This is a genomic window from Pseudomonas sp. FIP_A4 (assembly GCF_036701605.1).
Classification (GTDB): domain Bacteria; phylum Pseudomonadota; class Gammaproteobacteria; order Pseudomonadales; family Pseudomonadaceae; genus Stutzerimonas; species Stutzerimonas phenolilytica.
Genome location: NZ_JAYDXP010000126.1, coordinates 330813 through 343517 on the forward strand (window position 1 = coordinate 330813; position 12705 = coordinate 343517).

Genomic DNA, 12705 nt, shown 5'->3' on the forward strand with positions numbered 1-12705 from the left:
GCGGCTCAGGGCGCCAGCGCCATCCACTGATCGCTCAGGCTGCGGGTGTGGCGGTCGACCATGATCGGCGCGAACGGCCGGCCCGAGGCGGTGGAGAAGTTGTTGCTGCCGCTGTTCATGTCCTGCAGCGCCACCTTGAGAAAGCTCCAGCGCGTCTTGACCCGGGCTAGCGCCGGGTCGCCGCGCTCGCCGAGCTGCGCCAGTTGCGCGTCGATGGCCGGCACCAGCTGCCGTTCGTCCTGGCCGAGGTAGGTGTCGGGCTGCTCGCGGGCCGTCTCGAAACTGCCGATGTAGGCGCGGCTGAGGTATTGCACGGCGAGGTATTCGACTTTCGCCGGCAGCTCGGCGTGGGCCTCGACGCCCTGCTGGCCGCGTACGGCAGTGAGGAACTCGCGCAGTGCCTTGCTCATTTCCAGCGGCCAGCCCCAGGGCATGTCGTCTTCGCCGCGACCGAAACCGGCACCTTCGCGCAGCCTGGCCTGTAACTGGCGGTGGCTGTCGCGCAGCGCGCTGGTGGGATTCGCAACACCCTGCAGGGCCTCGTTGAGCGCCAGGATGTCAGCTTCCATCCGCGCCAGGTGGGCTTTCTGGAAGCCTTCGCCGCGATACAGCAACAGGCTGCTGGTGGCGCGACTGGCGTGGATCTGCAGTTTTTCCAGCGCGGACAGTGTCTGGCTGTGGGACTGGCCGGGCAGCCAGGCGACGATCAGGGCGAGCAGCCATATCCATGTGCGATGGCGCATTGTTGTGCTCCTTTGTTGTTTTTATCGAAGCGGATGCCTGCTTGTTGCAGTTGGCTTCCAGAGCCTAGCGGACCAGTGGCCAAGTGGTATCACCCCAAAGTGTGATTCGCCGCTGAGCTGCCGGACGGCCAGCGACAGGGGTGGTGCTCAGAGCATCCGTTCCAGGCCAACGACATCGGCCAGCCAGGCGTTCAGGCGGCGCCAGAATCCGCCTGGCTCGCGCTCGAGAACGATGCGCCGGCCCTGCTCCTCGGCGATCCATACCAGCTGGCGGGTATCGCCGCGCCGGGCCAGCTTCACCTCGTAGCTGCTTGCCGGTGCCATGCCCTCGAGCGTCAGTCGGTGCACCTCACGGGCCAGCGTCGGGCTCTGTGCGAGGATGCCGACTTCGCTGTTCCACAGTACCGAGCGCGGGTCGAAGTTGAGCGAGCCGATGAACACCCGTTTGCGGTCGAACACCGCCGCCTTGCTGTGCAGGCTTGATTCAGACTCGCCGAAGAAGCTGTAGGAGGACTTCTGGTCGGGCTGGCGGCGCAGTTCGAACAGCTGCACGCCCTGTTCCAGCATGCGTCGACGGTAGGGTGCATAGCCGCCATGCACGGCCGGCACGTCGGTGGCTTCCAGCGAGTTGGTGAGGATGCGGATGGTCACGCCATCGCGGTGACGCTCGGCCAGGTAGTCGACGCCGCTGTCGGTGGGCACGAAGTACGCCGACACCAGCATCAGCTCATCCTGCACCGCGGTCAGTGCCGGCGCCAGCTGGGTGGTCAGCAATTGCGTGGGCGGGCCATCGGCCAGGAGTTTGTCGGGGTCGTCCCAAAGCGCCGCGGCGGGCGCCCAGATCAGTTCATCCAGCCAGCGCTGCAGTTGCGGCTCGCGCTGGTAGCGGATCAGCCGGCGGTACAGCGGGCCATCGTCGCGGCGCGCCTGCTGCAGATACTGCTGGAGCTGCTCGCGCGCCTCGCTCAGCTTGCGCCGTGCCGGCGGTCGCCAGAAGAAGTGCTGGATCGGCACGCTTAGCTGGTGATTCCAGTATTGGTCGAAGCTGTCCGCAAGCTGCCGCGCCACCGGGCCGGCGGCGAGCAGGTCGATGTCGGTGAAATTCAGGCTGCGATCGGCGTCGAAATACTCGTCGCCCAGATTGCGTCCGCCAACGATCGCCAGGCTGCTGTCGACCAGCAGCAGCTTGTTGTGCATGCGCCGGTGCTGCTGCGATAGATGCAGCAGCCGCCCGAGCGTACGCGTGACCGGGTTGCTGCGGCCGGCGCGCAGCGGGTTGAACACGCGGATCTGCACATTCGGATGCGCTGCCAGTGTGGCGATGCGGTAGTCCTGCCCGTCGCTGGTGGTGTCGTCGAGCAGCAGCCGGACGCGCACGCCACGGTCGGCGGCGCGCAGCAGCTCGTCGACCAGTAGGCGCGTGGAGAGGCCGTCATGCACGATGTAGTACTGGATATCCAGGCTGCGCCGCGCGGCACGGAACAGCTCGGCGCGGGCGGCGAACGCCTCGCTGCTCTCAGGCAACAGGCGCAGGCCGGAATGACCCTCCGGCTGCGCGGCTGCCAGCCTCTGCACCTGCCGGCCGAGCGAGGAGTCCGCCGGCGCCGTGGCGTGGGAGGGCGCCGGCGCAGGCTGGCTGGCACAGCCGGCAAGCGACAGCAGTAGGATCAGCAGCAGGAGCGCTCGCACGGTGTTCCCTTCCGGTCCGGTCACGTGCAGCTTAGACGTCGCGCCGTCAGAAGCGATCCTTCAACCGATACCAGAGCATGCCCAGCGCCAGCAGCGGCGAGCGTAAGGCCGGGCCGCCGGGGAAGGTCGGGTGCGGCACGCGGGCGAACAGATCGAAGCCGTGGCTCTCGCGCCCGGCGATGGCTTCGGCGAGCAGCCGGCCGGCCAGATGGGTGGCGTTCAGGCCGTGGCCGGAATAAGCCTGGGCGTAGTAGACGTTGGGCTGCTCCGGCAGCCGGCCGATCTGCGGCAGACGGTTGGCGCCGATGCCGATCATGCCGCCCCACTGGTACTCGATGCCGATACCCACCAGCTGCGGAAACACCGCGAGCATCTTCGGCTGCATGTAGGCGGCGATGTCCTTGGGATCGCGCCCGGAATAATGGCAGGCACCACCGAACAGCAGTCGCCCGTCGGCTGAGAGACGGAAATAGTCGAGCGCCACGCGCTGATCGCAGACCGCCATGTTCTGCGGCAGCAGTTCGTGGCACAGCGCCGCCGGCAGGCGTTCGGTGGCGATGATGTAGCTGCCGGCCGGCAACACCTTGCCCGCGAGCTTGGGCTGCAGGCCGTCGAGATAGGCATTGCAGGCCAGCACCAGCTGGTTGGCGCGCACCACGCCGTGGGCGGTGTGGACCTTTACCTGCGTGCCGTACTCGATGCGTTCGACCGCGGAATCCTCGTGCAGGCGCACGCCCAGGGTCTGCGCCACGGCCGCCTCGCCGAGCGCCAGATTGAGCGGATGCAAGTGCCCGGAACCCATGTCGACCAGCCCGCCGATGTAGCGCTGCGAGCCGATCACCGTCGGCAGGTTGGCTCGCGAGATGCGCTGCAGCGGATGCGCGTAGCCCAGACGCAGCAGGTCGGCGTAGTCCTGCTCGAAGCCTTCCAAATGGCGCGGCTTGGTCGCCAGGTCGCAATAGCCCCAGGTCAGGTCGCAATCGATGGCGTGCCGCTCGATGCGCTGGCGGACGATCTCGACGGCTTCGAAGCCCATGCGCTTGAGTTCGTCGACGCCCTCTTCGCCGAGGATCGGCCGGAACTGCTCGACATCGTGGCCGACACCGCGGATCAGCTGGCCACCGTTCCGACCGCTGGCACCCCAGCCAATATGCCGGGCTTCGAGGAGGATGACCGACAGCCCTCGCTCGGCGAGTTCGATGGCGGTATTCAGCCCGGTAAAGCCGCCGCCGACGATGCAGACGTCGGCGCGGGCCTCACCGGCGAGCGCGGCGAAACGCAGCGCACGGTTGGCGCTGGCGGCGTAGTAGGAGGGGGCGTGAACGTCTTGGCGGGAGGTGTTCTGAGTCATCGGTTCGGAATGGATTCTCTGCGGGGTTCAGGGGGAGGTCACGGTTCGGCACTGCAGCGAGCAAAGCACGCCCGGCGCAGTTCGGCCAGCGGCCGCGGCGGGCTCGCTGGAGCGGGACGGGCACGCAGGCGCTCTAGTCCGGCACCGGCAGCTCGAGCGATTCCTTCACTTCTTCCATGACGATGTAACTCTTGGATTCGCGCACGTGCGGCAGTTTCAGCAGGATGTCGCCGAGCAGCTTGCGGTAGGAGGCCATCTCCGAAATGCGCGCCTTGACCAGATAGTCGAAGTCGCCCGACACCAGGTGGCACTCCAGCACGTGCGGCAGCCGCAGCACGGCGCGGCGGAAGTCCTCGAAGGTATCGCCGGACTTGTAATCCAGGCTGATCTCGACGAACACCAGCAGGTTGGCGCGCAGCAGTTGCGGATTGAGTCGTGCGTGGTAACCGAGGATCACCCCGTCGCGCTCCAGACGGCGCACCCGCTCGGTGCATGGGGTGGTCGAGAGGTTGACCCGCTCGCCCAGTTCGGTGAACGAAATCCGTCCCTCCTGCTGCAGGATGCGCAGGATCGAACGGTCGATCCGGTCCAATTCCCGACGGGCCTTGTTGGAATTGTTCATGGGGGATGCCCCTCCGGTAAAAGCCATATTGGCGAGAATTTTCGTCAACAATCGCATGATAAACAGTGAATACCACTGAGTCAGCCGTCCTACACTCCGCCCAACAACAACGGATACATCCGGGCGTGCCGGATGGAGGGCGACAGTCATGCGAGTTCTGATCCTGGGCAGCGGTGTGGTCGGCACCGCCAGCGCGTACTACCTGGCCCGAGCCGGGTTCGAGGTGGTAGTGGTCGATCGCCAGGACGGCGTCGCCCTGGAAACCAGTTTCGCCAATGCTGGCCAGGTATCGCCCGGCTACGCCTCGCCGTGGGCTGCCCCGGGCATCCCGCTCAAGGCCATGAAATGGCTGCTGCAGCGCCACGCGCCGCTGGCCATCAAACTCACCGGCAGCCTCGACCAGTACCTGTGGATGGCGCAGATGCTGCGCAACTGCACCGCTGCGCGCTACGCGGTGAACAAGGAACGCATGGTGCGGCTGGCCGAATACAGCCGCGATTGCCTCGACGAGCTGCGTGCCGAGACTGGCATCGCCTACGAGGGGCGCCAGCTCGGCACCACTCAGCTGTTCCGCACCCAGGCGCAAGTGGACGCCGCAGCCAAGGACATCGCCGTGCTCGAACAGGCTGGCGTCCCCTACGAAGTGCTCGACCGTGCCGGCATCGCGCGCGTCGAACCGGCGCTGGCCAAGGTCTCCGACAAGCTCGCCGGCGCCCTGCGCCTGCCCAATGATCAGACCGGCGACTGCTACCTGTTCACCTCGCGCTTGGCCGAGATGGCGCGTGAACTGGGCGTGGAGTTCCGCTTCGGGCAGAACATCGAGCGCCTGGAGAGCGATGGCGAACGCATCGCCGGGGTCTGGATCGACGGTCAGCTGGAGCGCGCCGACCAGTATGTGCTGGCGCTGGGCAGCTACTCGCCGCAGCTGCTCAAGCCGCTCGGTATCCGTGCGCCGATCTACCCGCTCAAGGGCTATTCGCTGACTGTGCCGATCACCGACGCCGCGATGGCGCCGACCTCGACCATCCTCGACGAGACCTACAAGGTCGCCATCACCCGCTTCGACGACCGTATCCGCGTCGGCGGCATGGCCGAGATCGCTGGCTTCGATCTGTCGCTCAACCCGCGTCGTCGCGAGACGCTGGAGATGATCACCGCCGACCTCTATCCGCAGGGCGGCGACCTGAGCCGCGCCGAGTTCTGGACCGGACTGCGCCCGGCGACCCCGGACGGTACGCCGATCGTCGGCGCGACGCGCTATCGCAACCTGTTCCTCAACACCGGCCACGGGACCCTCGGTTGGACCATGGCCTGTGGCTCCGGTAGCCTGCTTGCCGATCTGATCGCGAAGAAGCGTCCGCAGATCAGCGCGCAGGGCCTGGATATTTCTCGCTATAGCAGCCGCAGCGAGGTATCCGGCCACGGTCGGCCGGCTTCCGCCCACTGACCCCTCAACCCCCTGCAATAACCGTCGACCGGGTGTCCGCCACGCTGACACCCGGTCGAGTGACATGGATCTATCAGCGAGCCGGAGCCGCTCATCTGTTCCCCGCCTGGAGCAGCGTTTCACCGGAATGAGCTGACATCTGCAGTCGTTCCTCGTACCTACAAATCTAAGAACGAGATGAATGTAATGAACAAACAATCGATCCAGATTGCGCTGGCTTATATGTCCGTGGTCATCGGTGGCGGCTTCGCCTCCGGCCAGGAAGTCCTCCAATTCTTCACCGGCTACGGGCTGGTCGGCGTCGCCGGTACGCTGGTCAGTGGCCTGCTGTTCGCCTTCCTCGGCATGCAGATCGCCCGCATGAGCTCTAAGATGCAGGCCAACTCGCACAAGGAAGTCCTCTACAGCCTGTTCGGCGCGCGCGTCGGTCTGGCCGTCGACGTGGTGCTGTCATTCTTCCTCTATGGCGTGGGCGTGGTCATGCTGGCCGGCTGCGGATCGATCTTCGCCCAACAGTACGGCATGCATCCGCTGTTCGGCGGCGTGCTGATGACCGTGCTGGTGATCGCCACGCTGTGCCTGAACGTCAAGCGCATCATCGATCTGATCAGCGCGGTGATGCCGTTCCTGCTGGCGATGGTGCTGATCATCACCACCTACTCGATCTTCAACTACAACGCGCCGGTCGAAACCCTCGATGCGATTGCCCGCGAGAACAACGAGACGGTCAGCTCCAACTGGTTCGTCGGCGCGCTGCTCTACGCCTCGTTCAACATCGCCGTAGGTTTCCCGATGCTGGCGGTGATCGGCGGGATGACCAAGCAATCCAAGGCTGCAGGGCTGGGCGGCGTGCTCGGCGGGCTCGGCCTGGGTGTGCTGATCCTGCTGCTGAACGTCGGTCTGTTCGCCAACATCAACCAGCTGCAGGGCATCGAGATGCCGACCCTGGCGCTGGCGTCGCGGATTTCGCCGCTGCTGTCGGTGGTCATGTCGGTGGCGCTGATCTGCATGGTCTATAGCACCGCCGTCGGCATGTTCTTCGCCTTCAGCGCGCGCTTCGCCAAACCCGAGTCGGCACGCTTCAAGGGCTTCAGTGCGATTTCCGTGTGCATTGGGCTGGCGCTGAGCCTGGGCGGTTTCAGCAAGCTGGTCGGCACCGTGTACCCGCTGCTCGGCTACGTCGGCTTTGCGCTGATCCTCGCCATCGTCTTCAGCTGGGCGCGCGGCCGCTCCCGCGCGAACCTCGAAGTGCAAAAACGCGAGCTGAGCCCGCTATCCTGACACTGCCCGGCGCCGGCCCACTGCAGGCCGGCGCCACTCGTTCGAGGAGAATTTCATGCCCATCCAGCGCCTGCACACCACCGCCCGCTACAGCGAGGCGGTCATCCACCGCGGTACGGTCTACCTGTCCGGCCAACTGGCCGATGATCTGTCGGGGGATATCCGCCAGCAGACCCGCGACACCCTGTTCAGCATTGATCGCATGCTGGCCGAGGCCGGCAGCGACCGTTCGCGCCTGCTTTCGGCGCTGATCCATCTGCGCGACATGGACGACTACGACGGCATGAACGAAGTCTGGGACGAATGGTTGCCCAAAGGTTCCGCACCGGCGCGTACCACCGTACAGGCACTGATGTATTCGCCGCAGGTGCGGGTGGAAATCACCGTGGTGGCCGCGTTACCGGACCTGTCCGGGCCGAACCTCTGACAGCAGGTGCACCGGATAGCGCGCCAGCGTGTTGTAAATTCCGAACGCCGTTGCCATCATGACAGCCTGTCGTTTCGCTCTTGATAGGAGAGCTCGTATTGGACGTCGGCGTTCGGCTGCAAACCATCCGCAAGCTCAAGGGGCTGTCTCAGCGTGAACTCGCCAAGCGTGCGGGCGTCACCAACAGCACCATTTCCATGATCGAGAAGAACAGCGTCAGCCCCTCGATCAGTTCGCTGAAAAAGGTTCTCGGCGGCATTCCCATGTCGCTGGTGGAGTTCTTCTCGCCGGATTTCGAGCAGGACAGCGACACCCAGGTGGTCTACAAGGCGAGCGAGCTGATCGACATCTCCGACGGTGCGGTGAGCATGAAACTGGTGGGCAAGGCGCATCCGAGCCGGGCCATCGCCTTTCTCGACGAGACCTATCCACCCGGCGCGGACACCGGCCTGGACATGCTCGCCCACCAGGGCGAGGAGACTGGCATGCTGGTCGAGGGGCGGCTGGAGCTGACGGTCAACGGTCAGACCTATGTGCTCGAAACTGGCGACAGCTACTACTTCGAGAGCAGCAAACCCCACCGTTTTCGCAATCCGTTCGACGCGCCGGCCCGGCTGATCAGCGCAACCACGCCGGCGAACTTCTGAGCGGCGCCGCGCAATGCGACAAAGAGTCGCGAGCGATGGCAATTGTTTCGGCTTGTGGGGCTTGCCGTTATACTACCGCCCGCTCGCGAACCGTGGCCGCGGGCGTGTCTAGCCACAATGAGGGTGAAAGGTGAACCTGATTAAGAAGATCCTGGTAGCACAGACTGCCGTAGTGGCCCTGTGGGCAATGAGCGCTCAGGCTGCGACCGACGAAGCTATCGCCGAGCGTCTGAAGCCGGTGGGCGAAGTATGCGTACAAGGCCAAGAGTGTGCGGCGGCCGGTGGCGGCGCTGCGGCGGCGGCCGGTAGTGCGGCACGCAGCGGCGAAGAAATCTACGGCAAGTTCTGCACCGCTTGCCACGGCTCCGGCCTGCTCAACGCGCCGAAGACCGGTGATTCCGCGGCCTGGAGCGCACGTGCCGACGCCAAGGGCGGGGTTGATGGTCTGCTCAAGAGCGCCATCAATGGCCTCAACGCCATGCCGCCGAAAGGCACCTGTGGCGACTGCTCGGACGACGAGCTCAAGGGCGCCATCAAGCACATGTCCGGTCTCTGATCGACAGACGCTGAGCGTTGCACCGACAAAGCCGCCTACGGGCGGCTTTGTCGTATCTGCACATCACTCGACGAACTGCACCTGGCCGTTCTCCAGCGAGGCGATGCGCGCCAGCGATTCGATGCGCAGGCCGGTTTCCTCCAGCTCGCGTCGGCCGCTCTGGAACGACTTTTCGATGACGATCCCCAGGCCGACGACGGTCGCGCCAGCCTGCGCGATGATCGACAGCAGGCCCTTGGCGGCCTTGCCGTTGGCCAGGAAATCGTCGATCACCAGCACCCGGTCGGTCGCCGACAGGTGGTTGGCGGCAATCGCGATGGTGCTCTCCACCTGCTTGGTGAAGGAGTACACCGAGGCGGTCAGCAGGTTGTCGGTCATCGTCAGCGACTGGTGCTTGCGCGCGAAGATCACCGGCACGCCGAGTTCCAGCCCGGTCATCACCGCCGGCGCGATGCCGGACGCTTCGAGGGTGACGATCTTGGTGACGCCGGCATCGCGAAAGCGGCGGGCGAATTCCTGGCCGATCTGCTGCATCAGTCGCGGATCGATCTGGTGATTGAGAAAGGCGTCGACCTTGAGCACGCGCTCGGACAGAACGATGCCTTCGCTGCGGATTTTCTGTTTCAGTAGTTCCACGTACGTGCTACCTCGAAAGGGCCTCGGGCAGGCCTGGCCGGGTCCCGAGCGGGGCGGCGCAGCCTGGAAAGCCGCGCATTTTCGCGCAATCCTGGCGGGCAGTGCAAAAATCCGACATGCGCCTAAATGACTGAACACCTGTAAGGATAAGCCGCCTAAGCTGGAAGGCCATTTCAACCAGCGGGGAATCACGCATGTTGCGTATTGCTATCAACGGGTATGGACGAATCGGTCGTGCGGTCGTGCGGGCCTTGTTCGAGCGTGGCCTGCAGGAGCAGGTGCAGATCGTCGCCATCAACGATCTCAGCGAGCACGGCACGCTGGTGCACCTGACGCGCTTCGACTCGACGTTCGGTCGCTTTCCGCAGCCGGTGGAGCTGCAGGGCGAGGCGATGGTCGTCGGCGGTCAGAGCATCCGCCTGCTCGCCGAGCGCGAGGCGAGCCGGCTGCCGTGGGGCGAGCTGGGCGTCGACGTGGTGCTCGAATGCACCGGCAAGTTCAAGCAGCGCGTCCTGGTCGAGCAGCACCTGCAGGCCGGTGCGCGCCGGGTGTTCGCCTCGCATCCGCTGGATGGCGCCGACCTGACCGTGGTCTATGGCGTCAACCACCAGCTGCTGGGCGACCAGCAGGTGATCTCCAATGCTTCCTGTACCACCAACTGCCTGGCACCGCTGGCCAAGGTGCTGCACGAGGCGGTGGGCATTCGCCAAGGGCTGCTGAACACCGTGCACTCCTACACCAACGACCAGAACCTGCTGGACAAGGCCCACAAGGACCTCTACCGCGCGCGCGCCGCGGCGCTGTCGATGATCCCGTCGACCACCGGCGCGGCCAAGGCCATCGGCCTGGTGCTGCCGGAGCTGGCCGGGCGGCTGGATGGCCTGTCGGTGCGGGTGCCGACGCCGAACGTCTCGCTGGTGGACCTGACCTTCGTCGCCGACCGTGCGCCGCAGGGCGTCGAGGCGATCAACCGCATCCTGCGCGAGGGCGCGCAGCGGCTGCCGGCCGGCGTGATGGAGTGCACCGAGGAGGCGCTGGTGTCCTGCGACTTCAACGGCTATCCGGCGTCCTGTGTGGCCGACCTCAGCCATACCCGCGTGCAGGGCGAGCTGGTCAAGGTATTGGCCTGGTATGACAACGAATGGGGCTTCTCCAACCGCATGCTCGACGTGCTGCTGCACTGGAACCCGCAGCCGGCCGCCTGAGCGGATACCACACCCGCCGTCCGCTCGCGACGCCGCGGCGGGCGGCTGGGTGGTGCTGTCTATACTCGCTGAACCCCAGCGCCATTAACTGCCGGAGAGAGCCCATGAGTCATCGCATCGTCCTGCCGCGCCTGATGGAAATCGGCGCTGGCGCCAGCCAGCAGCTTGCCGTCGTGCTGCGCAGCCTGGGCTGCAGTCGCCCGCTGATCGTCACCGACCGCATGATGGTCGAGCTGGGCTATGTCGATCGCCTCGAAGAACAGCTGCGGGCCGCGGGAATCGCCAGTCAGTGCTTCGCCGACACGCTGCCGGAGCCCACCGCCGCGTCGATCCGCGCCGGCGTGCAGATGGTTCGCGACGGTGACTTCGATTCCATCGTCGCCCTCGGCGGCGGCAGCCCGATCGACTCGGCCAAGGCCATCGGCATCCTCGGCCGCTACGGCGGCGAGATGCGCGACTATCGTTTCCCGCGCGATGTGTGCGAGCCAGGTCTGCCGCTGATCGCCATCCCCACCACCGCCGGCACCGGCTCGGAAGCGACGCGTTTCACCATCATCACCGACGAGACCAGCGACGAGAAGATGCTCTGCGCCGGTCTCGGTTTCATGCCGGTCGCCGCGCTGATCGACTACGAGCTGACCCTTTCGCTGCCGCCACGGGTCACCGCCGATACTGGTCTGGACGCGCTGACCCACGCCATCGAGGCGTACGTCAGCCGCAAGGCCAGCGGATACAGCGATGCCCAGGCCCTGCAGGCCATGCGGCTGCTGGCGCCCAACCTGCGTACTGCCTTCCACGAAGCGGGCAACCGTGCCGCGCGCGAGGCGATGATGCTCGGCGCGACGCTGGCTGGCATCGCCTTCTCCAACGCCTCGGTGGCGCTGGTGCACGGCATGAGTCGGCCAATCGGTGCGTTTTTCCATGTGCCGCACGGGCTGTCGAACGCCATGCTGCTGCCGGCGGTCACCGCCTTCTCGATTCCTGCCGCGCCCGAGCGCTACGCCGATTGCGCCCGTGCGATGGGCGTTGCGGCACAGACCGACAGCGTCGAGGCCGCCAACCAGCGGCTGCTGGCTGAGTTGCAGGCGCTGAACCGTGAATTGCAGGTGCCGAGTCCCGGCCAGTACGGCATCGCCCGCGAGCGCTTCTTCGCATTGCGCGAGACGATGGCGCAGCAGGCGCTGGCGTCCGGTTCGCCGGGCAACAACCCGCGCGTGCCGACGCAGGCGGAAATCGTCGAGCTGTACGAGACGGTCTGGAACCAGGCGTGAACGCCGGCGCCGCGCGGCGATCGTGGCCGTCGGCGCCGTTCACAGCACGTAGAACAGCACCGCGATGAAGTGCAGCAGGCTGCCGCCCATCACGAACAGGTGCCAGATGCCGTGCCAGTGGCGGAAGCGCTCGTCGAAGACGAAGAACACGATGCCCACCGTGTAGCAGATGCCGCCGGCCAGCAGCCAGGCGAAGCCCGCGCCGCCGAGCGCGGCGAGCAGCGGCTTGACCGCCACCAGGACGATCCAGCCCATCACCGCGTAGATCACCAGCGAGAGAATCCGCGCTTCCGAGCGTGGCTTGATCTCCTGCAGCATGCCGAGCAGCGCCAGGCTCCAGACCACGCCGAACAGCGTCCAGCCCCAGGGACCGGCCAGCGTGACCAGGCAGAATGGCGTATAGCTGCCGGCAATCAGCAGGTAGATCGACAGGTGATCGAGCTTGCGCATGATCACCTTCGCCCGCCCGCGCAGGCTGTGGTAGAGGGTGGAGATGCTGTAGAGCAGCACCAGGCTGAGGCCGTAGATCGCCACGCTGACTATCTCGGCGAGCGATCCGCCGAGCGTGGCCAGCACTTGCAGCCAGATGGCGCCCAGACTGGCGAGTACGGCACCGACCAGGTGCGTCCAGGCGTTGAAGCGTTCGCCGTGGTACATCGGGGGGTCTCCGCGCAGATGCGACAGGCCCAGCATGCCGCGTCCGCATGACCGGATACAGTCAAATCGATGAACGATCAGCGAAATGGACGAGATGGCGGCGCCGCGTTGTGCCCGCGCGAGGGCTTCGTTGCTCCGTCGACGCGCGGCTGCGCCGACCTCGCGCCGCCTGT

13 protein-coding genes are annotated in these 12705 nt (G+C 65.9%); 7 read left to right on the forward strand and 6 right to left on the reverse strand.

All coding sequences use genetic code 11. From position 1 onward, the window contains the following. Positions 1 to 5: 5 nt before the first annotated feature. The 4 genes from U8L64_RS14730 to U8L64_RS14745 form a co-directional block, all read right to left on the reverse strand. Positions 6 to 743: a hypothetical protein gene (locus U8L64_RS14730; RefSeq protein WP_156716117.1), complete on the reverse strand. Its 738-nt coding sequence runs from the start codon at positions 741 to 743 to the stop codon at positions 6 to 8. 147 nt (positions 744 to 890) lie between these two features. Continuing rightward, positions 891 to 2432, reverse strand: a complete 1542-nt coding sequence (locus U8L64_RS14735; RefSeq protein ID WP_333398139.1) for a phospholipase D family protein — start codon at positions 2430 to 2432, stop codon at positions 891 to 893. 46 nt (positions 2433 to 2478) lie between these two features. After that, positions 2479 to 3783, reverse strand: a complete 1305-nt coding sequence (locus tag U8L64_RS14740) for an NAD(P)/FAD-dependent oxidoreductase (protein ID WP_273526846.1) — start codon at positions 3781 to 3783, stop codon at positions 2479 to 2481. A gap of 133 nt (positions 3784 to 3916) precedes the next feature. Then, positions 3917 to 4405, reverse strand: coding sequence for an Lrp/AsnC ligand binding domain-containing protein (locus tag U8L64_RS14745; protein WP_043297870.1), 489 nt, complete (start codon positions 4403 to 4405; stop codon positions 3917 to 3919). Between the two features lie 148 nt (positions 4406 to 4553). Between U8L64_RS14745 and dadA the strand changes: the two genes are divergently transcribed. The 5 genes from dadA to U8L64_RS14770 all read left to right on the forward strand — a co-directional run bounded on the left by dadA (position 4554) and on the right by U8L64_RS14770 (position 8763). Continuing rightward, positions 4554 to 5852: a D-amino acid dehydrogenase gene (gene dadA / locus U8L64_RS14750; RefSeq protein ID WP_043297871.1), complete on the forward strand. Its 1299-nt coding sequence runs from the start codon at positions 4554 to 4556 to the stop codon at positions 5850 to 5852. A gap of 186 nt (positions 5853 to 6038) precedes the next feature. Further along, positions 6039 to 7133 (forward strand): YkvI family membrane protein, encoded by a 1095-nt coding sequence (locus tag U8L64_RS14755; RefSeq protein ID WP_333398140.1) that lies wholly within the window; start codon positions 6039 to 6041, stop codon positions 7131 to 7133. Between the two features lie 55 nt (positions 7134 to 7188). Next, the gene (locus U8L64_RS14760; RefSeq protein WP_333398141.1) at positions 7189 to 7560 is read left to right on the forward strand and encodes a RidA family protein; all 372 of its coding nucleotides are present in this window, start codon (positions 7189 to 7191) and stop codon (positions 7558 to 7560) included. A gap of 98 nt (positions 7561 to 7658) precedes the next feature. Next, entirely contained in the window at positions 7659 to 8207 is a 549-nt protein-coding gene (locus U8L64_RS14765) for a cupin domain-containing protein (RefSeq protein ID WP_008568399.1), read from the forward strand. A 130-nt stretch (positions 8208 to 8337) separates the two neighbouring features. After that, entirely contained in the window at positions 8338 to 8763 is a 426-nt protein-coding gene (locus U8L64_RS14770; RefSeq protein ID WP_054094423.1) for a c-type cytochrome, read from the forward strand. 63 nt (positions 8764 to 8826) lie between these two features. Here U8L64_RS14770 and U8L64_RS14775 read toward each other — a convergent pair whose 3' ends face one another. Then, positions 8827 to 9399 (reverse strand): xanthine phosphoribosyltransferase, encoded by a 573-nt coding sequence (locus U8L64_RS14775; RefSeq protein WP_008568395.1) that lies wholly within the window; start codon positions 9397 to 9399, stop codon positions 8827 to 8829. A gap of 194 nt (positions 9400 to 9593) precedes the next feature. Between U8L64_RS14775 and gap the strand changes: the two genes are divergently transcribed. Together gap and U8L64_RS14785 are read left to right on the forward strand one after the other, a co-directional pair. Next, positions 9594 to 10604: a type I glyceraldehyde-3-phosphate dehydrogenase gene (gene gap, locus U8L64_RS14780; RefSeq protein ID WP_234303193.1), complete on the forward strand. Its 1011-nt coding sequence runs from the start codon at positions 9594 to 9596 to the stop codon at positions 10602 to 10604. A gap of 104 nt (positions 10605 to 10708) precedes the next feature. Continuing rightward, on the forward strand, positions 10709 to 11875 hold the full coding sequence (locus tag U8L64_RS14785; RefSeq protein WP_077682720.1) for an iron-containing alcohol dehydrogenase: 1167 nt from the start codon (positions 10709 to 10711) through the stop codon (positions 11873 to 11875). A gap of 39 nt (positions 11876 to 11914) precedes the next feature. On the opposite strand, the gene trhA is transcribed toward U8L64_RS14785, so the two are convergent. Continuing rightward, positions 11915 to 12532: a PAQR family membrane homeostasis protein TrhA gene (gene trhA, locus U8L64_RS14790; RefSeq protein WP_333398142.1), complete on the reverse strand. Its 618-nt coding sequence runs from the start codon at positions 12530 to 12532 to the stop codon at positions 11915 to 11917. Between the last annotated feature and the right edge of the window lie 173 nt (positions 12533 to 12705).